16 protein-coding genes are annotated in these 25,035 nt (G+C 48.0%); 6 read left to right on the top strand and 10 right to left on the bottom strand.

Features of this window, described 5'->3' with window-relative positions:
- Positions 1-81: 81 nt before the first annotated feature.
- Both J7E78_RS07085 and J7E78_RS07080 read right to left on the bottom strand, forming a co-directional pair.
- Complete coding sequence (locus J7E78_RS07085; RefSeq protein ID WP_215075585.1) at positions 82-1,182, bottom strand: threonine aldolase family protein; 1,101 nt, start codon at positions 1,180-1,182, stop codon at positions 82-84.
- A gap of 14 nt (positions 1,183-1,196) precedes the next feature.
- A complete protein-coding gene (locus J7E78_RS07080; RefSeq protein WP_215075584.1) occupies positions 1,197-2,057 on the bottom strand; it encodes a LysR family transcriptional regulator in 861 nt (286 codons plus the stop codon).
- A 181-nt stretch (positions 2,058-2,238) separates the two neighbouring features.
- On the opposite strand from J7E78_RS07080, the gene J7E78_RS07075 reads away from it, so the two are divergent.
- The 3 genes from J7E78_RS07075 (at position 2,239) to J7E78_RS07065 (ending at position 4,783) form a co-directional block, all read left to right on the top strand.
- Positions 2,239-3,228 (top strand): quinone oxidoreductase family protein, encoded by a 990-nt coding sequence (locus J7E78_RS07075; protein WP_215075583.1) that lies wholly within the window; start codon positions 2,239-2,241, stop codon positions 3,226-3,228.
- Positions 3,229-3,619: 391 nt separating this feature from the next.
- Positions 3,620-3,838, top strand: coding sequence for a bacteriocin immunity protein (locus J7E78_RS07070; RefSeq protein ID WP_215075582.1), 219 nt, complete (start codon positions 3,620-3,622; stop codon positions 3,836-3,838).
- A gap of 156 nt (positions 3,839-3,994) precedes the next feature.
- Positions 3,995-4,783 carry a formate/nitrite transporter family protein gene (locus tag J7E78_RS07065; protein WP_215075581.1) on the top strand — a complete coding sequence of 263 codons (789 nt, stop codon included), beginning with the start codon at positions 3,995-3,997 and terminating at the stop codon, positions 4,781-4,783.
- Between the two features lie 245 nt (positions 4,784-5,028).
- Here J7E78_RS07065 and J7E78_RS07060 read toward each other — a convergent pair whose 3' ends face one another.
- The 7 genes from J7E78_RS07060 to nirB form a co-directional block, all read right to left on the bottom strand.
- Positions 5,029-5,469 (bottom strand): acetyltransferase, encoded by a 441-nt coding sequence (locus J7E78_RS07060; RefSeq protein ID WP_397330473.1) that lies wholly within the window; start codon positions 5,467-5,469, stop codon positions 5,029-5,031.
- Positions 5,470-5,617: 148 nt separating this feature from the next.
- Entirely contained in the window at positions 5,618-7,183 is a 1,566-nt protein-coding gene (locus J7E78_RS07055) for a glycoside hydrolase family 30 protein (protein ID WP_215075579.1), read from the bottom strand.
- 150 nt (positions 7,184-7,333) lie between these two features.
- Entirely contained in the window at positions 7,334-10,045 is a 2,712-nt protein-coding gene (locus J7E78_RS07050) for a beta-glucosidase (protein WP_215075578.1), read from the bottom strand.
- Between the two features lie 557 nt (positions 10,046-10,602).
- Entirely contained in the window at positions 10,603-15,573 is a 4,971-nt protein-coding gene (locus J7E78_RS07045; protein ID WP_215075577.1) for a DUF4132 domain-containing protein, read from the bottom strand.
- A gap of 24 nt (positions 15,574-15,597) precedes the next feature.
- Positions 15,598-16,017, bottom strand: a complete 420-nt coding sequence (locus J7E78_RS07040) for a hypothetical protein (protein ID WP_215075576.1) — start codon at positions 16,015-16,017, stop codon at positions 15,598-15,600.
- A 339-nt stretch (positions 16,018-16,356) separates the two neighbouring features.
- Complete coding sequence (nasC, locus tag J7E78_RS07035) at positions 16,357-18,489, bottom strand: assimilatory nitrate reductase catalytic subunit NasC (protein WP_215075575.1); 2,133 nt, start codon at positions 18,487-18,489, stop codon at positions 16,357-16,359.
- A gap of 20 nt (positions 18,490-18,509) precedes the next feature.
- A complete protein-coding gene (nirB, locus tag J7E78_RS07030; RefSeq protein WP_215075574.1) occupies positions 18,510-20,621 on the bottom strand; it encodes a nitrite reductase large subunit NirB in 2,112 nt (703 codons plus the stop codon).
- Positions 20,622-21,048: 427 nt separating this feature from the next.
- Between nirB and J7E78_RS07025 the strand changes: the two genes are divergently transcribed.
- Positions 21,049-22,278 carry a nitrate/nitrite transporter gene (locus tag J7E78_RS07025; RefSeq protein ID WP_215075636.1) on the top strand — a complete coding sequence of 410 codons (1,230 nt, stop codon included), beginning with the start codon at positions 21,049-21,051 and terminating at the stop codon, positions 22,276-22,278.
- A gap of 120 nt (positions 22,279-22,398) precedes the next feature.
- On the opposite strand, the gene fabF is transcribed toward J7E78_RS07025, so the two are convergent.
- Positions 22,399-23,637, bottom strand: a complete 1,239-nt coding sequence (gene fabF / locus J7E78_RS07020; protein ID WP_215075573.1) for a beta-ketoacyl-ACP synthase II — start codon at positions 23,635-23,637, stop codon at positions 22,399-22,401.
- Positions 23,638-23,775: 138 nt separating this feature from the next.
- Here fabF and J7E78_RS07015 point away from each other — a divergent pair, with 138 nt between their 5' ends.
- Together J7E78_RS07015 and tnpA are read left to right on the top strand one after the other, a co-directional pair.
- The gene (locus J7E78_RS07015; protein WP_215075572.1) at positions 23,776-24,639 is read left to right on the top strand and encodes a helix-turn-helix transcriptional regulator; all 864 of its coding nucleotides are present in this window, start codon (positions 23,776-23,778) and stop codon (positions 24,637-24,639) included.
- Between the two features lie 190 nt (positions 24,640-24,829).
- Positions 24,830-25,035: IS200/IS605 family transposase (gene tnpA, locus J7E78_RS07010; RefSeq protein WP_215075571.1), on the top strand; the 206-nt coding region annotated here is incomplete at its 3' end.

Here is a 25,035-nt window from a genome sequence, read left to right as displayed (position 1 = left end):
CTGAACCCAGATTGCCGACTCAGCCAAGGCACTATAGCAAAATGCTCTACCAAAACAGAGTCGACCCTTAAAATAAACTTTTTATCCCACCTGTTTACGCAACTCTTCATCCAGCCATTCCAGTGCTGCACGCAGCTTATCCTGGGGAACTTTCTCATAACGATCACCCGTAGACAATTCAAAGGCACAGCTGTTCCCATTTGTTTTGTTCAGATATGAAGTCATTCCTATGCCATACTGCTGAGCCATTTGCACAAGAATTGGTTCAACTTCGGCGGCAGCGAGCGCAAAGTGCACATGGAACATATTGGATACAGGCAACTCGGGTAATGTTTGTATCCCGTGACACGCATTCAGTAGGAAGGCGAGTTCTTGAGCCTGCTCATAATAAAGCTCCATTTTGCCAATCCGTTCATTGAAATAATACTGGGAACTCAGAATATACGGATACAGGCCGATCAGATCTCCGCCGTGCCGCCGTTTCCATACTTTCGACTCTTGCATCACATCCGTGTCTCCGGCCAATATGGCCCCCGCAATACCTCCAATGCCTTTGTAAAAGGAAACATACACGCTATCAAACAAACTGCAGATCTCCGCAGGTGTCTTCTGATAATAGGGAGTGATCTCAAACAGGCGTGCCCCGTCCAGATGCAGCTTAATCCCGCGTTCACGGCAATAGGCCGAGATCGCTTCCAGTTCTTCATACGCTGGCAATTGCCCACCAATCTCACGTTGTGGCAGTTCCAACAGCAGACAAGCAATGTCCTGATCAAGCGCTTGAACATCTTCCAAACGAATCAATCGGTCCTTGTCCGCAAGTAAAATCGATTCAATCTGGTGTAACTCTTTTAGTCCCTCTTCCTCATGGATTTCAAGATGACACAGAGGGTGATAAGCTACACGTTTTACACCTTTGCGGTCACACCAGATCCGTAATGCAATCTGCTGTGCCATCGTTCCGCTTGGAAAAAACACCGCCGATTCCTTGCCGAGAACGTCAACCATCTGTTGCTGAAATTCTTCAATGATGGGGCCGTTGCCGTAGTGGTCACTGAACAACTCCCCATCAATCTGGTCCAGTACATTCTGAAGTACCTTCACTTGGCGACTGCCGTGACCGCCTACAATAAAATCTGCCTGATTAAAGGCATCAGCCAACGTTAACGCAGTTTCTTTCAATATCACTCACTCCTTTATAGTTCTGGTTCTGTAATGATCTGTACCAAAGCGCTGAGCGCACTAGATATATGTTCACCACGGGAATACACAAATCCTACTTCCAACCGGCAATAGGGATCAGGCAGAGACATCACCGCGATCTCACCTCTTAATTCTGCTTTGGTAACCGAAGAACGTGGCAGCAATGATACGCCGAGCCCGGCAGATACCCCATTCAGAATCGTGTCCAGTGTTCCATATTCCATGATGTTAAGCGTGTGGATACCCTGATCTTTCAAAAAGGATTCCGCCTGATCACGATGTGTGCATCCGATCTCAAAAAACAACATCGGCCTGGACAATAACGTGTACATCTCATGCGCTCCAGGTTCAGCGATCAACACCAATTCCTCGTCATACATCTTCATATAGTTCAGCTCAGGATGATCAATCGGGCCATATATTAAGGCTCCATGCAATTCATGTTGGATGACCTTCTGGTTCAGTTCATGAGTCCCACCCGTGACAAGTGAATGCTGTACTTCCGGGTAGCATGAACTGTATTCAGCCAAGAGCGGCGTGAGGAAAGTGGAAGCTGCTGTCTCTATGGCACCCAGACGAAGCATGCCAGCTGGTGGGTTACCCACTTGCGTGGCCTGCTCTGCTTCATATAATAATTCCAATATTCTATCCGCATATCCAAGCAGGTTCTCTCCTGCTGGTGTAAGCGACATCCCCCGATTGGAACGATGAAATAGCGGTACTTGCAGTTGAGTCTCCAACTGTTTAATCCGTGCTGTTACATTGGACTGCACATAATTAAGTGCGAGTGCAGCTTTACTGATACTACCTTCGCGGGCAACCGCCTGAAATATTTTCAAATCACCTGCATCCATACCCTGATCACCTGCTCGTCGTTATATCGGCATTCTGCATCATCCGATTCATGCAAAGTGCTTATCTATTATTTTCAATGATACTGACCATCATTTTTGTTCATTTTACGTGAATCTGCTCCGTCTGTACAATGAGGCTCAGTAGTGAAATCTGGCTACACAGACAGGAGGAATATTAAATATGAAATCTATCGTACATTCGGCCCAGAGCGGCCTTGCTGGTCTTCAATATACAGAGTCAATCTCTCGGGCACCAGAAGCCGGGGAAGTGCAGATTCAATTAAAATCCGCTGGTATCAACCATCGGGATCTATTTATCATGGCAGGACGCGGCCCTCAGGACATCCCACTCGTTCCCGGTTCCGATGGAGCAGGTATTATCGTAGCGATTGGCGAAAGCGTAAGAGGGTTCGCGATAGGAGATGAAGTCATTATCCATCCTACGCTCGGTTGGGAACATGCATCTGAAGTGCCGACCGTACCCGATATTGTTGGTGGTCCTACGGATGGAACGCTCGCGCAATATATAACGTTACCTGCTGAAAATGCCCTGCCTAAACCAGTCCACCTATCCTGGGAGGAAGCTGGCGTGCTGTCCCTTTCAGCGCTGACGGCCTATCGCGCCTTATTTACTCGCGGTGTATTGAAGAAAGGTGAACATGTGCTCATTCCCGGTATTGGCGGTGGTGTTGCAACCTATGCTCTGCTCATGGCGGTAGCCGCTGGTGCCAAGGTGACTGTCACTTCCAGAAGTGAAGCCAAAAGAAATGAGGCACTGCGCTTGGGTGCTACCCATGCATTGGATAGTCATGCCGATTGGAGTACACAGAACGATCTGGAACCTGTGGACATCATCTTGGATAGCATCGGACAAGCCATGTTCCCGAAATATTTTGATATAATCAGACCAGGTGGACGTATCGTGATGTATGGTGCAAGCTCGGGGGATGATCTGACCGTACCAATTCGCTCTATCTTCTTCCCGCAGATCAGTCTGATCGGCACCTCTATGGGCAGCCGTGAGGAGTTTATCCAGATGCTGCAATGGGTGGAGGAACATGACATACATCCTGTAATTGATAGCGTATATCCGTTACAGGACGCAGCGAAAGCGTTCGAACGTATGGAAAAAGGCGAGCAATTTGGTAATCTGGCTATCCTTATGGAGTGACATCTATTTTGAGATGGGCCTTCATGAATTGTTGAATTGATTTACGATAATGGGGTGAATCCATCTGACCCGTCTCGCTAAACGTATACTAATTGTTCTTATTGTTATTATCATTGTGGCCCAAATTCCTGTGTTAAAAGAAACCTTAGCCCGAGGAGTTACTACGTTATATGTGAAGATAAAGTATCCCGAACATTCCTTTCAATTCCAAGACTTCATCTACGAGTCTCATTTCGGTAACTATTTCATTTCTTATACTGATCAAGACGAACAACGCATTAGTCTGATGCTTGAGCCCAAATTTTTACCAGTGCTCATTATATATGATCCATTGAATCAGCCCATGAAAGACTAGTTGGTTCACGCTATGAATCATTCAGGAGGTATCGATATGGACAATCCATTACATTTGGTCGAATTGGTTCGCAAACTGATGGACTCTGAAGGAACGGAAGCCGAGTTGGATGACATGTTGACGGAGCTACAACAGCAGGTTCCACATGCGGAGATCAGTAATCTGATTTTCTGGGATGATCGAGACCTGACGCCTGAACAGATTGTGGAAGAAGCCTTGGCTTCCCGTCCAATCATTCTTCCGCCCAAGCCATAATATAACTCTGGAGGTGAACGGGTACGGGTACGGGTACGGGTACGGGTACTGCATTCAAATCAAGGAAGTAATAATCAATAAACCAAGTTCCCCCTCCCCAATTTCCATAATTTCGTTATAATGGTAAGCAAGACACCATGTTATTGGAGGAGAATTATGGAAACGGAAGCTTTACGCAATGTGGAACAACTAGCTCTGAAGAAACACAAGATTTACAAACAAAGTTTAATCAGGTACCTTGCACGCTCCATGCTTGCCAGTATGTTTATCGGATTCGGCGTCATCGTGGCGTTTAAGACAGGTAACTTCTTTTATATGGAGCAGTCCCCGTTTACCTATCCGATGGCAGCAATTACATTTGGCGCGGCTATTATTCTGATCGCCTACGGTGGCGGTGACCTGTTCACAGGCAATACGTTCTATTACACGTATGCGGCGCTGCGCAAGAAACTGCGCTGGTTTGAAGTCATCAAGCTGTGGATTGCGAGTTATAGCGGTAACCTGATGGGTGCGGCCGTGTTTGCCCTGTTAATCTACCTGACGGGATTGTTCGACTCGTCTCAGGTGAATGGGTTTCTGTTAAGCGTGGTGGAGCACAAGATGGAAATCCCGACCATGCAGCTCTTTTTCCGGGGAATCCTGTGTAACTGGCTCGTATGTATGGCGTTTTTTGTTCCGATGTTCATGAAGGAGAATGGAGCCAAAATGTTCGCCATGATGCTCTTTGTGTTCTGCTTCTTCATCTCGGGATACGAGCACAGCATCGCCAATATGTGTACATTCGCGATTGCACTTGTGCTGAACCACCCGGGGACGATCTCATTTGAAGGTGTGCTTCACAACCTGGTTCCCGTGACTTTGGGTAATCTGGTGGGTGGTGTGCTGCTGATGGGCTTTATGTATTATGCGGTGAACAAACCGTTTCTGGATGAAGAGACACATTAATCTTTGGCAAAAAAAGATCTCCCTTCCAGCCCGGTCCATCGACCGTGGCTGCTCGGTATGCAAAACCATAAACACCCCGGCAACCTTCTCAAGGAGAAGGTTGCCGGGGTGTTTATCTATGGGCAGGCTCACGGATAAGCCACCTGCCCTCCACACGCTTAGCCATGTGATACACAACCACATGGCTCCATGCTGGTCGTAGTCATTTATCCCGTGTTTAACCAATGATAACTCTCAGCCTGTTCCTACTGGATCTCCAGATGCAACAGTGGAAACGGGTTACCGGAACTATCCAATGCGGACCGCCCCGTCCTTACAAATCCCATCTTTTCATAGAATCGGGCTGCCCCACTATTCTGCTCATTGACATCCACCTTGAGGTGACAACCTTTGATTTTGAAAGTATGGTTTATTAGCAGACGTCCCAGACCCTGTCCGTGTTGGCTCGGATCTACAAATAACATCTCGATAAAGTTATCATCCACACCAATAAAACCCACAGGTTGTTGCTCCGTATTCAGCGCTTCCCAAACCTCGACTTGTCTTTGTTGCAACACATCACTCACCACTTTTTTGTAGAACTGAATGTGAGGCTCTTCCAAAAACGTATGGGTTGCCCGAACAGCACTCTCCCAGATCTCGACCAATCTGTCATAATCTTGTTCCCGATATGCAACGACTAACATGTCCAACGTATGCTCCTTTTCTAATAAAAGGTTATGTAAAAGCCCGATCCTAAGATCGGACTTATTTAATACATCAAAATTGAAATAACTCTACGTGTATTTTACCATGTCCATCATTCAATCTGTACCCATAATTTCCAATCTTAAGTCAACGCTCTACCCCCGTTTTTGACTTCCAACGGAAGGTTGCTGCCGATTGGGAAGGCAGTATATATTGAAACGAATCTCCGCCCATGAATACATCAAAGGAAACTTCATCCTCACCCGTGTTAGCTGCAATCAGCACCATTGTTCCATCCGGATTGCGAAAGGCTACGTTCTCGAGCTGGCCCTGTTCTTGCGTGGAATCAACTCTTACGGCTCCCGTACGTACATAACGGCTGATGTGGCCTAACGCATAATACTCGACATTTCTAGTGATTTCATTACTCTCCGGGTCAATCGTCATAACTCCACGACAGTTCTCACAGCCACCATTCGTGGGTCCACCTTGCGGATCGAGTGCGATGTTCCAGAGCAGCACATTCTTCGCCCAGTTGCGCGGTGCACCAATGATGAGATTGGACATCTGCCAGCTCAGATTCTCGCCAAAATCAGGACTCCACTCCCCACCACTACATTCGGTAAAATAGATATTTTTGTCTGGGAAGCGCTCATGCACTTCCGACATGGCAGATGAATCACCTGCATAACAGTGGAAAGCAGATCCATCGATATAAGCAGCAGCCTGTTCATCACCAAGCACTTTGCTGGTATATTCGACCGCCTGATCCCAGTTATGATCATACGCGATGATTCGTGTATCCAGCCCCGCATCCTGTAGCGCCGGGCCTAGATAATCCCGTATGAACATCGCTTGTTCTTCGGCGCCCATACTCATACTCGGATATTTATCCGAGGTGAACTCCGGTTCATTTTGCAACGTGATCCCGTAGATGGGAATGCCCTTTGTCTGATAAGCTTTGATATATTTCACAAAATATCTCGCGTACGCTTCATACACCTGGGGATCGTTGTAATCCAGATACCAGCCATTAGTGGTTTTCTCCCCATACTTCATCCAGGCCGGGGCCGTCCACGGTGTGCCCAGCACTTTAAGATCCGGTTTCAAACCAGCTACATGTTCCAGCATGTTCACAATTTTCTGATCTTTATTGATCGAAAAGTGTTCCATGTCATAATCCGTGCCAGACTCGATATCATCATAGGTATAACTTGAAGCCACACCTGATTCATCTACCGAATAATCGGAGGCACCAATCGTATGACGCACCATATCCATGTTCAGCCCTTCAGTCGTAAACAGTTTCTTCAGTAGTTGTTCTTGTTCTTTCTCTGGAAGTTGGTTGATCAGATGTGCCGACGAACCCGTCATCGCTGCGCCAAATCCATCCATGGTCTGATACGTCTTGTTCGGGTCAATCTGTATGGTGAAATCCGATGAAGACGTGTCTGAATCCTGCGTTGAAGAAACTGAAGAGCTTGGGTCTGCATCATGGTGATCTGTAATTGGAATGGGCTTCTGTGATGTAAGCAGATTTTGCTGATCTCCCGTGGTTAACCAGACTTCGGCCGCTCTCTGCTTGTCCACAACCGTTAGCGGAGCGGGTTGTTCACTTCGATTGAGGATAAGCCAGATTCCTACACCGACACAACAAACAGCGATTAACAGAATGATCCATCGTTTGGGAAGTTCTCGCCAATCTATGTACATTACGCTTCACTCTCCTTCCATTGTGGAAAAAGTCGCGGCCACTAGGCCACGACTCAATTTCCTAATATATATGAAGTAGAACAAACTGCATTTGACGCAAATAACTTCACTGGGAGAACAACCTTTTGATCGATCTCCTAGATTGCTCTTTTATTTACCGGACTTGCTTCCGATATTCACACTACCTGTCAGACGAATATCATCGGATGCACTACCAACATACACTTGAACTTTACCCTTAGGCATTACCCATTCATGCGATGTTTCATCCCAATAGGACAATGCGCTGCGATCCAGTTGAATGTTGACCCGTTGCTGCTTGCCTGCCTTCAGATCGACCTTCGCCCAACCAGCAAGTTGTTTCTCTGGTGTTTCAACTTTAGTTGGCAGATTGCCAACATAGACCTGTACAACTTCTGCACCGGCAACTTTACCTGTATTCCGCAGGTTGAGGGATACTTCTACGGTTGCTTTGTCGCCTTTACCTGTGTTCTTCACATGCAGATTACGATAATTAAAATCGGTATACGACAGCCCGTGTCCAAAGGCAAACGCCGGTGTCATGCCTTCTTTGTCATATCCTTTGTACCCTACAAAGATACCCTCGGAGTAGTTGCCCACCCCATTCACACCCGGGAATTGTTCCGCAGTGGATACCGGGGTCTGGGAATCATCTGATGGGAACGTCACCGGCAACTTACCGGACGGATTCACATCACCGAACAGTACACGTGCCACTGCATTACCTTGTTCCTGACCTGCATACCAAGCCTGAACGATGGATGGCACTTCTTTTTGCCAGGAATCCATTTCAACAGCACGACCACTCATTTGCACCACGATTGTTTTCGGATTGGCTGCCGCTACCTTACGGATCAGCTGCTCTTGGTTATTCGGCAGCTCCAGATCGGAACGGTCTACGTAACCTTCACTGTCATACGTACGTGTTACCACGACGGCAACATCGGATTTTTTCGCCAGCTCAACTGCTTTTTGCATTTTGATATCAACAGCGTCTTCTGGAGCTTCCCAGCCAAAACGAACCTGTGCACCCATATCATGATTGGTCTGTACCGGGAAATCCGTACGATACTCAATTCGAATATTGTGGGACTCGCCTTCTTTAAACGTGATTTCTTTCTTCGTTGTACTCAATGTTTCACCTTGATTGTCTACGAGTAACTCATCATCCACATACAGTTTCGCAGAACCGAGACTGGTCAGGGACAGTTTATATTCACCCGTTTGAGGTGTTGTGATCGCCCCTGTCCAACGAGCAGACATTTTGGCATTGAATTTCGTTGGTGTCACCGGAAGCTTGGAAGATTGTGCGTTAAAACCTTCATAGTTGTAGAATCCAAGATTCATATTGACCTGATGATCTGTACGGACCAGAGAAGGGTTACCCTCCATATCTTTATTCGTCCAATATTCAGCACGCAGACCGTATTCCGCACGATCTGTGCCATAGTCTCTTTCACTTTCCTGAGCATCCCCTGGTGATAAAAGAGTGGAAGGTACAGCAGATGGTCCATTAAATGCATCTCCTGCGGAGATTGGATCGGTTCCGGCAGCATATTTTACATCCACACCGTTACCGGCACGGTTACGAATGCCTTGCAGCGGACTTACAGTATACGTCGGATTAACCAGACTGCTACCTCCACCAGCAGCCGATGCGTTATCTGCATCCGGTCCGATGACAGCGATGGATTTTACATTTTTCTTGGACAGCGGAAGCATATTTTCGTTATTTTGCAAGAGAACCATGCTCTCTTCTGCAATTTCACGTGCCTGTTTGCCATCTTCCTTGGCATTGATCTTTGTATTGGTCACAGGGTTGTCGAACAGCCCTTTATCGAACATTTGAAGCAAAATACGTCTAACCTTCTCATCAATGGTTTGCTCGCTGACTTCGCCATTGTTCACGGCTTCCAGCAATTTCTCTCCCCATTTGCCATACGGCTCTCCAGGTGTCTCCAGATCCAGACCCGCATTGGCGGATTTGGCTGTGCTGAAGTTTGCACCGTAGTCACTCATGACAAACCCTTCGAAGCCAAACTGATCTCGAAGGACATCGGTCAGCATCTCCTTGTTCTCACAAGCGTATGTACCGTTCACCTGGTTAAATGAACACATTGCCGAACCAAGATCAGCTTTTTCGACCATCGCTTGGAACGGACGTGCATAGACTTCCTGAATCGCACGTTCGCTGGCTGTTGCATTGGTCGTGAAACGTTCCGTCTCCTGGTTGTTCAGGATATAGTGTTTTGCTGTAGCGATAACCGGATTACTTTGAATCCCGTTTACATACGCTGCACCCATGCCGGAAGCCAGTAGCGGATCTTCCCCGAGAGATTCGAAGTTCCGGGAACCCCATGGTGTGCGTGCAATATCCAGCCCTGGGCCGAGAACTACATTATGTGTTGTATTATGTGCTTCCTGACCGATCAGATCGCCATATTTCTTGGCCAGATTGGTATTCCAGGAAGCCGCAAGCGCGATGGGTGCGGGCAATGCCGTGGACTTTTTGTCCTGCACATCCGGATTAGCCACACGTACTCCTGCGGGTCCATCTGCCATCTGTAATGCCGGAATGCCGAGGCGCTCCAATCCATCATTATAGAAACCATAATAGTTATTTACTTTACCGGTTACGAATCCAACTTTCTCCTCCAGTGTCATCTCCTTGAGCAGCAGCTCAGTGCGTTCCTCCGCAGACAAGGATTTGTTCATCCAAGGCCGATTGGCCCCGGATTCCACCTCCGCAGCGAAGGCGTGCAGCGGCATAGCCGCAACCGCCACGATGATTAATAACACAAACCATCGTTTGAGGAAAATCAGATTGAGTCTTCTGTTCATGTTGTAAGCTCTCCTTCTCTCTTGATCATTTTTCTTGTGCACATATTGAATACATGTATACAAGGGAATGCAAACTGGCTTGATCCCAGTCTTTCAAGCATTCAGGTCGTCCTGCACATGGCTTCTGAAACTGCAGCCTGCAAGCAAGTCAGCAGATTTCGCTTCCTAACGATAGCCGACATGATCACGAATTACATCCCCTTAAATTTGGTAAATGACCGATTAGAACAAGCCTAGTGCTTTAGAATCACTACATAAATAATTCAGATAACAGAATAAGAAAACGAATTATTTACAATTCCGTAACTACTTTTGAACAAATTATTTACTTTTAAAAACAGTCAGTTCGACCCACTCCCGTTCAACCAATTAATTCAATTAATTATCAGATTAAGGAATATGATTAGACGCTCTGGGTCCTAGGTCTATTTGAAACCGGAACCAATCAGGCCCATTGAAATATCCAAAAATATAAAAGCAACTGAAGTCCCTTTTAACAGGTTCCTCAGTTGCCTTTATGATTCATATAGGGCGGTTCAATTCTAGTTCGTTCACTTCTAGTTCTGTAACTGTGCAAGAATCTGCGGGTCCTTAATCTTTTTATCTTCGGCGAGCAGCATCACCTTGGACAGAATCTCAGCCGTTCTCGGATCTTCATCGAGGAATGGCAGGAAGATTCGACCCCGATGCTGACTGTGTACCGGTATGATATGAAGTGCACCTGTGGCTTGTTTGAACACATTGCCACTACCCAGATGAACAGCATACTCACCCAATTCACCATCAATCCGTGCGTAATTCCCGTCCAGACGTACATTGTCAATCTTCAGCAGACGCAACGATTCATTCACAATGACGTGACGCATCTCGATTGTTGTCAGGCTGGCTTCCGGATCTACGCCTCCCACATGTGCAACGCTGACCACCAGATCGATATCACGCATGACTTCGGAGAAGAACGTCAGCGGCACATCTTGCAGCGCTACAGGTTTGTAGCTCTTGCGATCGTAGAACTGCACCGTCTCCAAGGTAGGTGCCTCGGTATCTGCTGGTGAGAACCAATCTGCCATGGCATAGAGATTCGCGATCAGATTATGCTCATAGCTTACCTTCTGCAGGCCTTCTTCATAACTGACAGTCCATTGGCGTCCTTTAAGCAGCGCTACTGCTTTTTTCGGTTGAATCTGATACCCGGCGTATCGGCGAGACACCGTACCATTAGCCAATTCGTCCTCGTTAGGAAGATACAGCTCACGGAATACCTGCTTGAACGGCTGACGCTCCTGGCGGGTGAACAGATCCCGCTGGAATTCACTCCAGCTTCCGCTCTGATACAGATGAAGCGGATGAGCAATCAACAGTTGATCCTGTTCCGCTAGTGCCTGGATCGTCCCCTCCGGTCCTGGAGCAACCAAACCACTGGACGATACATCGAATCTCCCCGTCTTGTCACCTGACTGGAATACAAGTGTTCTTACCAGCGGATATATAACCGGATTTTGCATCAGTCTGGCAATTTCCTGACGTGTAAAGGATGTTCCAGCAGTCATCGAACGTTCCAGCTCCTGTCGTGCCCGGCGATACTGATCCACCAGATCCGATTTGAGCTCTTTCAGTTCAGCGATATATCCATCTTTTTTGAACCGGGCAGGTACAGATTTGAGTGTCTTGCCTTTGCTAACGATAACCATCTCGGGTTGGCCTTCCTCATCAATGACCAATTGCGCTGTCGTGTCAGCATCCAATGCATGAGGTTCAAAGAAGGATTTCATCTCATCCAACTTACGTGCTTCCATGTCCCACATCAGACGCGTAACATCGGCATAACCTGCATTACGAGCAAGGTTGCCCAGTGCAATCTGTGATGCCACACCTTCACTGGCACGGCGTTGTGCACCGAATTGTTTGCTCTGCATCAGGAACTTCTGAATGAAGTCGTATCGCTCACGCAGATCCTGTTCGCGATTTACAGCGAATGGAATCAAACTGTAGGTTAACAAATGATCCTTGTTTCGCTTGTCTGACACGGACTCACGCATATCGTCCAGTCGAAGCTTGCCTAGTGCAGCATCTGCGAACAATTGGGATCTGCGGTGGTTAGATCCCCCGGAAATGTACTTGGCACAATCGTATAACAGATTGAATCGTTCCTCACCGACAGCAGCATAGGCTTCTTCAAACCAAGCGATATCAAACGCACCTTCATTAAAGTCCTGTGGTGAGATTGGAGAATAGTGGGCCACGATGGTTTCTTTCTCCGCAGTAAAGCGTTCATTAATATGAGCATGGAAGTACCAAGCTGCACTGCGTAATCCTTCCCATCCCAGATGTTTCGCTACAATCTCCATCCACTGCGGGGCGTACATGGCTGCTTCCAGCAATTTTTTCTCATTCACCGGATACTTCTGTAGCAATTCCCCAAGACGCTTCTCATCTTCTCCATCCCGTGGATGACAATTCTGAATTAGATAACTAAACGTCTCTTTACGTGTTGTGTTGTCTCCATAGCTATAGATATATCCACGGACAAATGTATCCTGATCCATCGCAGAGACCAGATGTACCCAGTGTTCCATGCCTTCAATTCGATCCAGTTTCATGGCAAGTGTGCTTACTTCTGTAGAGAGTTCTCCCCGGGTCAGCTCAATCTCCAGAATCCGATTAACGACCGTATCCCGTAAGTGAATCAGCTTCGGATCATTTGCGATCCCTTCTGTACGAGTGGATGTTAAGTTCCGAATAAACAACAGACGATTCCCACCGACCAGAACCTGTCGATATATCTCTTGATCATCAATCAGGTTTAACTGGTACGCACGCAGGAAATCTTCAAGTGACAGTAAAGACAGCGGTTGACTACTCTCTACTAGACTGGTGAACTGGTAAGCTGTCTGGAAGAAACGTTTGAAGCTGTTATCGTCATGGATTTTGCCACGAACTACATAATTCCAAGGTCCAGTCAGGATATGAAGCATGCCTGACTCTTTTTCGAGTGGATCAGCAGGCATACTCGCGATGATGGAGGCCCAGGTTCTCTCAGCTATTTCAAACGTGTCGATCGGATCGCTATCCAGAAATGCCGCCGATATCAGTGCCACTACCTGGTCCTTATACGGTAACGAATCCAGCATCTGCTGCAGTTTTTCGATGTCATCCAGAGCATATATCTGTTCAGCAAACGTCTTGCGCCAGCCTTCCAGTAACGGAATCTTTTGCAGTTCTTCATAGCCATACTGATCATGGAAGTAACTGTAATGGTCGCTCAATTTGCCATTGAAATCCCGGAGCTGTATACCCATATACAACTGCATCAGTTCCACACTGCTAAACCCGGCATGTTGAATATAGTTCTCCCATACGTCATGAAGCGGAAACTGTTCCATCTGCTTCATTTCATTCCGCTCTCCATACGGAACCTTGGAGCGAAGACTCGCTCCGACTAACAATGTGTCTTTGTAGCCAGCGTAGTACTCCACTTCATACTCATAATCCCTGTGTTCATGCACTAATTCACTAAGTTCCTCCAGAAATGGTCTGGTCTTATCCAGAGAGAGTGTAAAGATATCTTTCGGAGTATGGCCCTTGAGATCACGCTTCTCATCCAGCAATGGCTCACGTCGCTTCGGATCAAATAAACCAAATCCATTAGAAGCTGTGTAACGACTCCCCTGATCGGTCAACTTATCCAGCAGTTTCTGTTCCTTGGCAGTGGGTGTCTCAATCAGCTGCGCCAATGGCTGCAATAGCTCCTGCTGATCTATCCGCTCTGGATCTGCCGCAATCTCGGTCAACAATTCGAGCGCACCCAGTCGTTGCAATTCACTCTTGGCCTGCAAAAGTCGCTTCAGTGAGACCGTCAATTGGTCCACGGGTTGAAGTAACAATACATGGATGACCTTCTGACGAAGTGAACCCGTCTTGAGCTTCATCAACGTCTCCATCTGTTTCATCTCTTCAACCGTCAACGTGAGCAGCTTTGCCTTGGCGAGTGCACTCTCCCGATTACTCATACTTTTATCAGACAAACTCTCAAACACAAACTGTCTTTGCACCTCATTCTCCGGATGCTGAACAAACTGGGACAACAGTTCTCCGCGCAGTTCCGGGCTTAATCGATCCTTAATTGCAATGACTTCGCCGATCCATTCCGGGTCCATATCATAGGCGGCCAGATATAACATTTTCTTGACTACATCATCCGTATCAATCCGGTAATGAACATACTCAAGTACACCCGATGGTCCACCTGACCCGCCTTTTGGAATGGCAGCCAGCATCTGTTTGAACCGATCAAAGTCCTGACGACGCAAGGCCTTATCTTCAAGCGCAGGTAATGGCCACACGTACACGCTACGCTGATTCTCTCCATTCTCGAAACTCCAGTTGTACATATACATCGCATCATAGTTGGTCACAATCCAGTGCATCAACTCGGTATCCTGCGGCTCCAGATAACGACGTGCAATGTGCAAACGAAGCTCCCTGTTCTGGCTGTTAGCCAGCACGTATTGGGCAACAATCTTCTGATATAACTGACCTTGATCCATAATCTCAATCATCTTGCTCTTCAATTCATTCTCTTCAATGACCGCTGTCGCCCACAGGCTGATAAAGAGCTTGTTGGCGTTTGCTTCCTGCTGCCAGGCCTCGCGTACTTCTGGATGCACAAGCGCCGCATGGGCCTGTTCAATCAACTGTGCGGCAACACGCTGGTTGGCTGCTTCTATGCCGATCCCCATCCATACGGCGAGCGCTCTTACCACGGAACTGAAACGAATCAGGTTGTTGTCGATAATGATTTTTAATATGTAAATATAGGCTTCTAGTGTCCCTTCATCCATCCGCTCCACAATGCTTTGGCGCAGTCCTTCCTGCAACCTTGCTGCAACCAGAAGCTCACCCACCATCTGATAGGCATCCGCCTGATCGCTCATGAATATGCCTTTGATCATTTCATGGGTTAACAATGCCGTCTGATTGTCACCATATATAATATCGTGCAGTGCCTGCTTCATATCTCCACCCTGATGATCCAGTTCGTATGCGATACAATCCGCTAGGACCCCACGGATCTCATGCAGATAATCCAGCTTGTACTCACGAAGTGAAACATATTCACTCAGGGAGAAATTCTTCATTTCCATTCGGAACAATCCCATCAGTTTACGGATAACCTGTTCTACATGCTGCTTCGGATCGGACGTGCGGAAAGGCCTACGTTCATAGTTGTTACTGTATGGGAAACGAGTCGCACGCTCTGCGATATAACGGAATCGTGCAACCAATGACTCGCTTGCCAGATGCTGGAGAACATCCAATAGTGGCTGGAAGAGTGGTTTCTGCGTTTCTGCAGCCAGTCTTCCAAGCAACTTATCAGTATTCAAAAACATCTTTTCGTCTCCACGCAAATACGTAGACCCGGCGATCTCCACAACATAGTTTGCCAACTCAAGCTGTACCCCTGTTAACGTCTTTGCTTTTTCCTGTAATTCATCCATATACACCTGAACTTGCTCTTCCTGATTCATCCTGTTCTCCTCCTTGATCGCTCTCTACCACAGACGTCCCGCAAGCATTGTAAAACGGATAAACACTACATTATCGCCGTCTTTTACAACAAGAGACTCGTCCAGCCCCTGCAATTCTTCTTCGTTGAGAAACACTTTGTACAATCCATCCTCATGGGCGGTTATAGCTGTCTCCATCGCAAATTTCAGATCAGGAACACTCTCGTTATAAACTGCACCAAATCCGACTTTCCCCGCCGCTCCCTGAGCCTCAATCTCATCCGGCATCAGGTAAGCAAGTAACTCTGCTTGTTGGTTCTTGTCCTGAAGAGCTTTTACTTGCAGAGCCACCATATTCTCAATGAGCTGCCTTAGCGTATGAGTTGTTTCCGGAAGTTCGGCAGCTTGCTTGGCAAGTACCGGCTTGCGCTTACCCAGACTTTTTACCGTTATCCATACGTTCACTGTCTTGCCCCCTCTGTCCTGCCCTATTTGAAGAAGCTTCCATAAGCCCCGATATCTATACCACAATGCGTAATAACCTAAACTCGAAATGACTGTCTATCTCAAAATATAATTAAAAATACGTACATATGTACCCCTAATGAACATCATAACTAAAATTCAAACCATATTCATGAGCCAATCCTCATGTTTACGTGGAACCACGGAACTATGGCCTACTTGCGTACATATACGCAAAAAAAGCCGCACAGTCTCATATAAATATGGACTGCGCAGCCGCTTGCTACCATTAGAGTAGCATATGACACGTGGAAATCTGTATTCTGAAACCTCTATAAATCATCTGACCAATCGCAACGGTCGAATGGTTACGGCTGCTGTCTTGAACCCAGGCATCCGGCAGAACGGGTCCAATTCTGGTCTGGTCGCCCGGTTCACATTTTGAATGCCTCCCCAATGCATCGGCACGAACAAGGTATCCTCTCGAATCGAATCCTTGATGCGCGAACGAACCGTGAAGCTTCCGTACGTCGATTGAATCTCTACCCACTCTCCATCGTGAATACGATAACGGGCAGCGGTAACTGGGTGAAGTTCGACAAAGTTCTCCAATTCACGAGCTGCCAGTGCCGGACTGCGATGTGTCTGCACCCCTGTAAGATAATGAGGCAGCACACGCCCATTGGTGAGAATTAGGGGGAATTTCGGCGATACATCATTCCATCCCGGACTTGATTCAAATGTGAATGCCGCTCTGCCATCCGGGTGGGCGAATCGTTCACTGAACAGCAGTCCTTCTCCCTGCTCCTCCGGGGCAGAACACGGCCAGTATACACCTTTCTCGTTACGCAAACGTTCATAGGTAATACCATAGTAATCAGCCACTCCACCGCGACTCGCCACACGAAGCTCATTAAAGATGTCCTCAGCACTGTCATATTGAAAGTAAGAGGCCTTGCCCACTTTTGCAGCAATTCGGCATAATATATCCCAATCATCGAGCGTTTCTCCTGGCGCAGGTCGCCCCTGTTCACGAAGTAGAACACGCCCCTCCAGATTGGTGAGTGTACCTTCATTCTCCATATAAGACGTAACCGGAAGAACCAGATCAGCCATGCGCGCTGTCTCAGACAGAAACATATCTGCCACGATCAGAAAGTCCAGCTTGCGCAGACCTTCTTCCACCAAACGCACATTGGGATTGGATACGACCGGGTTGGAGCCCATTACGAGCAACGCCCGAATCTCCTGATCATGGACTTTCTCCATCATCTCGTAGGCCGAGACTCCTTTGCCTGGCAAACTTGCAGGGTCCACGCCCCAGACGGATGCCACATAGGCACGATCGGCTTCATTTTCAATGGCTCGATAGCCCGGCAGCTGGTCAGCCTTCTGCCCATGCTCCCGTCCGCCCTGCCCGTTCCCCTGACCTGTGATGGCACCATATCCACAGCCTTCTCGGCCAATTTTGCCAGTCGCCAGCACCAGGTTCAGAAAGTGCCTGACGGCCATATGCCCATCCGTCTGCTGCTCCACACCACGCGCTGTCATGATCATACCCGTCTTTGCCTCACCATAGGCCATCGCCGCCTGACGAATCAGGGCCAGCTCCACCCCACATGCTTGTGCCGCCTGTTCGAGCTGCAGATCAGCTAACTCTTGCATCAATTGTTCGTACCCATGAGTTCGTTCACCTATGAAACGAGGGTCCACCAATCCGTCATCCATAATCACCTTCAACATGGTATCTGCCAGCAGAGCATCCATGCCAGGCTTCACCTGCAAGTGAAGATCGGCAATGGCTGCTGTTGCCGTCTTGCGGGGATCAATAACGATAATGAAGGCTCCGTTCTCCTTCGCTTGATTGAAGTATGGCAGAAGGGTAGGTTGGCATTCTGCAATATTGGTACCTGCGAGTACTATACAACCTGCCTTGGGAATATCGGATAGGCGGAACGTCAATCCACGGTCCATCCCAAACACTTTACTGCCAGCTGAAGCCGCAGCTGACATGCAGAACCGTCCATTATAGTCGATATACTTTGTCCCCAATGCAACCCGGGCAAATTTTCCGAGCAGGTAGGCTGTCTCATTGGTCAAAGATCCGCCTCCGTAGACTCCGACCGTATCTGCTCCGTATAAATCCCTCAAGTTCTGAAACCGCTCTGCGATGGTCTGAGTGGCCTCCTCCCAGGAACAGGGTTCAAGCTCACCATTGCGACGAATCAGCGGATGCATTAATCGTTGTCCACTAAGTGCATGCTGATGAGCATTCATACCCTTGACACACAGTCTGCCCTGAGAGGCTTCATTCGGGACACCCTGGACCGTGTACTCACCACGACGCTGGCCCGCAACAGGTGCAGCCAGTTCTTCAACAGTCATCTTGCACTGCACACTGCAATACGGACACTGGGTTTCCTTAACATAGAGCTTGGAGGCTATTGGTTCTGAACTTACGGATAATCCCATCTTCCATCCCCGCCTTTCATCTATATATCAACTTGAAGCGTAGCTGCAAGTTCCTTCTGCAACTGATCATCCAGTAGCGTTTCCCGAATCGACATGAATCCCAAACGCTCCGTCCAGGCCCATAACGGCTCATCATACCAAGCGGTTTGGCGATACCATTGAAGGCAGGCTGATGCGAGTGTGGCTGCTTGCACCTCTGTTTCAACCACCCCGAGCAAGCCACCTTGTTTGACCGGATGTTCTGCATGACCGCCTGCGTAAATCTCCCATCCAGCCGGTGAAGCCAGCAAGCCGATATCTTGCACCAGTGCGCTCACCAACGAACCAGGACCCGGTGCGACGCCTATATTCACCGGCGACGGCATCGCAGCGCCGATCCAACTTGTACGAAGTTGTGTAGCCAATCCCCTGGCATCCCTCGCATAGGAAGACAACGGGATCTGATCATCCCAACGCACCTGAACCTCTGAGTGACCTTCGATCTCTCTAACAACCATCGTTCCACCGGAGACCTGTAAGTAATAATGAATTACGGGGCGACATACCGTGCAGCCATGCTCCGAACCCCAACCCAGCTTCTGCAAGATCAAAGATATGTCTGGTGGCCATGTCTCCAGAACATCGATGTCATCCAGCATTTCCTTCAGTTCTGCATGCCCAAGCTCCGTACAACTGCAGACCGGCATTGAAACAGGTTTATCCGGTGTAGCCCCTGCGCCACCGCCGCTTTTTTCCAGATTATGTGTATGTTTCAACAGCACAGCCACCATCGGGCGACAACCCCCGCATGAACCTGAAGCCTTCGTCTGCTCCTTCACCTGATCTGCCGTCTCGAGGCCCTGTTCCTGAATAGCCTTCATAATGACAGCCTTGGTCACATTGTTACAGGCACATACGGTCTCCTGAGCTGGTAATGCCGCAGCAGCCATCTCAGCCGGGTCCGGGGCCCCTTCACGCGGAGCCAATTCCGCTACATCCGCACCTCGTTGCACCAGTCCAAGCAAAGCCGTTCCTTCGGCTGTATCTCCAAATAAAATGGCGCCGCGCACTTTGCCAGCCTGCATCAGTACTTTTTTGTATGTGCCTCGAATGCGATCCAGATGTTGAATGGCAGTCTGCATGTCTTCCCCGCTAATCTCACCCGCCGAGAAAACATCAACTCCCGATACCTTCAGTTGTGAGTAAGGAATTGAACCCTTGTATTCAGGCGTTTCCTGTCCACAGAGTGTACGTGCGAGTACTTTCCCCTGCTCGTATAAGGGGGCGACCAGACCATAACTGATTCCCCGATGCTCAGCACATTCCCCAACTGCGTATATATCCGGTACACTGGTGCGCATGTAGTCATCTACTATAATTGCCCGATTGGTGGCGATTCCACTTCGTCTGGCCAGATCCACATTTGGCCGAATCCCTACAGCGACAATGACAACCTGAGCTTCAAGCTTGGAGCCATCTGTGAACAGCAGCCCCTGGGCCTGCGATCGTCCGGTAATTTTCTGCGTATTTTTGGCCAAAAGAAAGGACATACCCTGCCCTTCAAGTACCTGTTGAAGCATCGCGGCAGCCTTCTGATCCAGCTGCCGGTTCATAATGTGATGTGCGTTATGGACCACCACAGCTTCCATGCCCAGATGAAGCAACCCGCGCGCAGCCTCCAGCCCAAGCAATCCGCCACCAATGACTGCGGCCTTGCGATAGGTTTTGGAATAATCAGACATGCGCGTACAATCATCAATCGTTCGGAAGGACATGACCCGCTCTTTATCCATTCCCGGAATCGGTGGGATAAAAGGTGAAGACCCTGTCGCCAGAATCAGGATATCATAGGTTTCTTTTAGTCCGGATTCCGTCTCGATATATTTTCCACGGGTATCAATGCGGTGTACCGTTTCACCTGTACATAGCCGTATATGATGCTCGGCATACCAGGTCCAATCATTGATAATGATATCCTGTAACGAATGCTCACCCTGCAATACTTTCGATAACATGATCCGATTGTAGTTGGGACGGGGTTCATTACCGTAAATTACAATCTCATACATATTAGGCTCCAGTGCGATGATCTCTTCGACACATTTCACTCCAGCCATGCCATTCCCGATAATCAACAGTTTGCCTCTGCTCATAGGCTGCCCCCTATCTCTCTCACTCCTGAAAATAAACAGAAAAATCCCTTCTCCATGATTCGGAAAAGGGCACCGTTGCCTCCGGAATCCACACGCCATTGTGTAGATTCATATTAGATTCAGATTAAGGGAATCTCAATTTAATGTCAACTAAATTAACATTAAAAATGCGAATAACCATTAAAAAATGAATTATTTAAAATTACATGTAATTTTTGTTGACATATACATTTTCTCTTGATTATAATTTGAATCAAAATCACAGTGCTGTGATCAACTCAGATGCGGGAACACAATGACGTGTACCGCCTGTCGGCAACGGGGCCGCAAATCGTTCAGATCTGGACGAATTGCGGTCTTTTTCTGCCTCAACACGCACATAGACAAATCACGAAGATCTCAATTGGATGAGGAGCGATGATGGATGATGGAGAGCAAAAGTTTTTGGAAAAGCGGGCATAAGCCCACCCTCTTCGGGGCGTTTATGTATTTTGACATCAGTTTTATGATATGGGGGATGCTTGGTCCACTCGCAGTTGTCATTGCATTGGACTATCCGATGACTCCGCTGGAGAAGGCCAATCTGGTCGCATTGCCTATTCTTGGCGGCTCCATCCTGCGGCTTGTGCTTGGCTTCATGTCGGATTATATAGGTCCGAAACTGACCGCACAGATCGGGATGCTCGTCACCCTTGTTCCCTTATTACTCGGCTGGTTATGGGTAGACTCCTTAAGCCAACTGTACGTGGTGGCACTCTTGCTCGGTGTCGCAGGCGCCTCCTTTGCTGCTGCGCTACCTCTGGCAGGCCAATGGTATGGCAAAGAGCATCAGGGTCTGGCCATGGGTATTGCCGGGGCGGGTAACAGCGGAACCGTACTCGCGACGTTGTTTGCCAATCGCTTGGCTACGCATTTTGGCAGCTGGGAAGTTGTGTTCGGACTTGCTATTATACCGATCGCTATTGTATTCATCCTCTTTTCTATCTTTGCCAAGAATAGCCCTAACCGGCCTGAACCCAAGAAATTGTCCCAATACGGAAGTCTGCTTAAACAAAAAGATGCTTGGGTATTCTGTGCCTTCTATTGTGTAACCTTTGGTGGCTTCGTTGGATTATGTAACTATCTCACCATCTTCTTCAACACCCAGTATGGACTATCTCCTGTTCGAGCCGCAGACATTACCACCTTCTGTGTAATCGCAGGCAGTTTCTTCCGACCTGTCGGGGGTTATCTGGCGGACAAAATTGGTGGAACCCGCATGCTAACTTTCCTGTACACAGGAGCCTGTATTATGCTAATTGGCGTATCCTTCATGCCACCTCTGCCTGTGGTGGTAGTCATGTTGTTCCTCGGTATGATGTGTCTGGGAGCCGGAAATGGCTCCGTGTTCCAACTGGTTCCCCAACGCTTCGGCAACGAAATTGGTCTGATGACTGGTATTGTAGGTGCCGCTGGCGGATTGGGCGGGTATGCACTGCCACTGATTCTCGGTCAACTGTACAGCAGCTATCAATCCTATACACCAGGTTTTGTCATTCTTAGCCTGATTGCAGCAGCTTCCCTGTTCCTGGTTCTCTTCATGCAATCCCGCTGGCGTGTGAGCTGGTTGAATCGGGGCAACAAAGGCATGGCCGATTCAACATCCCTCTCTTCCTGAGGTGTACAACCACTCGGCCGTAACCAAGATACAGTGTTTACGAGTGATCCATAAGTAACCAAAGAAACAGCGTTGCCCCATCAGGCAGCGCTGTTTCTTTGGTTACGGCTGTCTTTTTACTTAAGATGAATACTTTTGAAGAACAATAACCGCATTATGTCCACCGAAGCCAAATGAATTAGACATCCCAATCCACAAATCCGCTCTTCTTGCCTCGTTTGGTACATAATCCAGATCACATTCAGGGTCCCTCTGCTCCTGATTGATAGTTGGAGGAATGATGCCATGCCGCAGGGTTTGAATAAGTGAGATCGCCTCCGCACCACCTGCTGCACCAAGCATATGTCCCGTCATGGACTTATTCGCTGTGACTGGAATATCATAGGCACCTGTCCCGAAAAGTTGTTTAATGGCTCTTGTCTCAGACAGATCACCCGCCTCCGTACTGGTGGCATGAGCATTAATCACATCAATATCTTCAGGTCCAATCTGAGCTTCTTTCAGTGATGCTTTCATCGCCAGATATGCACCCCGCCCTTCCGGGTGGGTAGCTACCATATGATATGCATCTGAACTGGCACCATAACCAATCACTTCGGCAAGAATATTCGCTCCTCTTCCCAGTGCATGAGATAGTGACTCAACAACCAAAATTCCAGCGCCCTCCGCCATGACAAAACCGTCTCTCCCTGCGTCAAATGGACGACTTGCTGTTTGGGACGCTTCATTTCTTGTTGATAACGCTGTCGCATTACCGAAGCTTGCCAGCGACACCTCGGTTACAGCCGCTTCTGTTCCTCCAGCAATAATGACATCGGCTCCGCCATGACGAATTAACCTGAAAGCCTCTCCAATGGCGGTATTTCCAATGGAACAAGCTGTTACTGGCGACAATGTCGGCCCCCAGCAGCCAAATCTCATACTGACCATAGCCGCAGCCATATTGGAGATCATCATAGGTACCAGTGTTGGGCTGACGCGCGCAGGTCCCCGATCAGACAGGACCCTGCCTTGTTCCATCAATGTCTGGATGCCGCCTATGCCTGAACCAATATATACACCTACCCGTTCACGGTCCAATTCATCCATCACAAGACCCGATTGCGATACAGCCTGATCCGCAGCAGCAACAGCGAATTGAACGAATCGGTCCATGCGTCTTGCTTCCTTGCGCCCAAATTGCTCTTCACCATCAAAATCACGGACCACACCAGCGATTCTCGTCTTGTACGAAGCTGTATCAAAATGTTCTAAAGGCGATACACCTGATCTGCCCTCAATTAATCCATTCCAGAATGTATGTACATCATTTCCCAAAGGAGAGATGATTCCCATACCTGTAATCACGACTCGTTCCATGTCCATCCTCCTTCAGCGCTCTTGTCTACCTTGCTCTTACGCTCTGCCACTAATAGTGCACTTTTGAATATCCTATTACAAGTTGTCAATTATAATAGTATAATGACTACCATGATAACGAGGATTGAAGGTGATGGATTGAACTATGATGTCAGGTTACAGGCATTGTCCACTTTTCTGAAAACACAGCGTTCCAAAATTTCTCCCGAATCGGTCGGTTTACCCACTGGAAGTCGGAGAAGAACGCCCGGGCTGAGGAGAGAAGAGGTTTCCCAACTGGCAGGCGTGAGTACCACATGGTATACCTGGCTTGAACAAGGTCGGGATATACAGGTATCCCATTCCGTGTTGGATAACATTGCTTCAGCACTGAGGCTTACTGCAGATGAACGAAAGTATCTGTTTTCGCTCGCCATGGAACATCACTCGGAGCTGCCCACACCGGAAGAAGAACCTGTTCAACTTCACCCTTCCCTGCAGAAAATTTTGCAAGAACTTCATCACTGCCCTACTGTGATCTCGGATCGGCGTTGTTACATTGTCGGCTGGAATGATGCTGCCCGGCATGTTTTTATGGATTTTGAACAGATTGCTCCCGAACAGCGGAATATGATCAGTCTGTTATTTGATCGAAAGGAGTTTCGCAGGCTCGCGGTGAACTGGGAGGATTTTGTTAGCGGATTTCTGGCGATTTTTCGTGCTTACTATGGCCAGTACGTTGATGATGAATGGTATAATTTATTTCTGGATGACATGATGAACAGACATCCCGATTTTCATACCCTTTGGAAACAAAGCAGCGTCAGCAGTGCCCCGGACGTATTAATCGAATTCAGGCATTCCAAAGCAGGCAAAATGTTGTTTGATCTGACCTCGTTGCAGGTTCAGGGTAGTTCCGATCTGCGTTGCAGTGTCTACACCCCTGCGCCAGAGACCGCTACCGAGCGCAAACTGATGCGCCTGATCCAGCGTGAAACTGATTCACATCTTGGCAAGCATTAAATCGGAGCCTCTCACCTTCTTGGAGTCCTGTTAGAGTCTTGACATCCTCATGTTGCATGTTTTAACCCTAAGTTGTCAAAATTCCCTCACTTCTAAAGTCATGGGATGAATGGCAATGGTCTTCCCTTTTGGATTAGCCCAGGCTATAATATAATTGTTCAGTCGTAATATAAAAAAGGCTGTGATATATGTGGAATTAGACTCTAATAATCATTCAGTGTTCTCGCTTCATTATCATCTTATTCTAGTCGTAAAGTATCGGAGAAAAGTAATAAGTGATGAAATATCGAATAGGTTGAAAGAGATATTCGAATACATTCAGTGCAATTACAATATCACGTTACAAGAATGGAATCATGACAAGGATCATGTTCACGTTCTTATGAAGGCTCACCC

Origin of the sequence: Paenibacillus polymyxa, assembly GCF_018614975.1 — a bacterium.
Classification (GTDB): Bacteria; Bacillota; Bacilli; order Paenibacillales; family Paenibacillaceae; genus Paenibacillus; species Paenibacillus polymyxa_E.
Note: the sequence above shows the minus strand (reverse complement) of the source record. Positions and strands in the feature narration are given on the sequence as shown.

Coding starts and splice junctions, on each gene's coding strand:
- J7E78_RS07055 (WP_215075579.1), bottom strand. CDS start 7,183: ATGTACATAGATTGGCGAGAACTTCCCAAACGATGGATCATTCTGTTA.
- J7E78_RS07045 (WP_215075577.1), bottom strand. CDS start 15,573: ATGAATCAGGAAGAGCAAGTTCAGGTGTATATGGATGAATTACAGGAA.
- nasC (WP_215075575.1), bottom strand. CDS start 18,489: ATGGGATTATCCGTAAGTTCAGAACCAATAGCCTCCAAGCTCTATGTT.
- fabF (WP_215075573.1), bottom strand. CDS start 23,637: ATGGAACGAGTCGTGATTACAGGTATGGGAATCATCTCTCCTTTGGGA.
- J7E78_RS07070 (WP_215075582.1), top strand. CDS start 3,620: ATGGACAATCCATTACATTTGGTCGAATTGGTTCGCAAACTGATGGAC.
- J7E78_RS07080 (WP_215075584.1), bottom strand. CDS start 2,057: ATGGATGCAGGTGATTTGAAAATATTTCAGGCGGTTGCCCGCGAAGGT.
- nirB (WP_215075574.1), bottom strand. CDS start 20,621: ATGAGCAGAGGCAAACTGTTGATTATCGGGAATGGCATGGCTGGAGTG.
- J7E78_RS07025 (WP_215075636.1), top strand. CDS start 21,049: ATGGAGAGCAAAAGTTTTTGGAAAAGCGGGCATAAGCCCACCCTCTTC.
- J7E78_RS07060 (WP_397330473.1), bottom strand. CDS start 5,469: ATGTTAGTCGTTGCATATCGGGAACAAGATTATGACAGATTGGTCGAG.
- J7E78_RS07065 (WP_215075581.1), top strand. CDS start 3,995: ATGGAAACGGAAGCTTTACGCAATGTGGAACAACTAGCTCTGAAGAAA.
- J7E78_RS07050 (WP_215075578.1), bottom strand. CDS start 10,045: ATGAACAGAAGACTCAATCTGATTTTCCTCAAACGATGGTTTGTGTTA.
- J7E78_RS07075 (WP_215075583.1), top strand. CDS start 2,239: ATGAAATCTATCGTACATTCGGCCCAGAGCGGCCTTGCTGGTCTTCAA.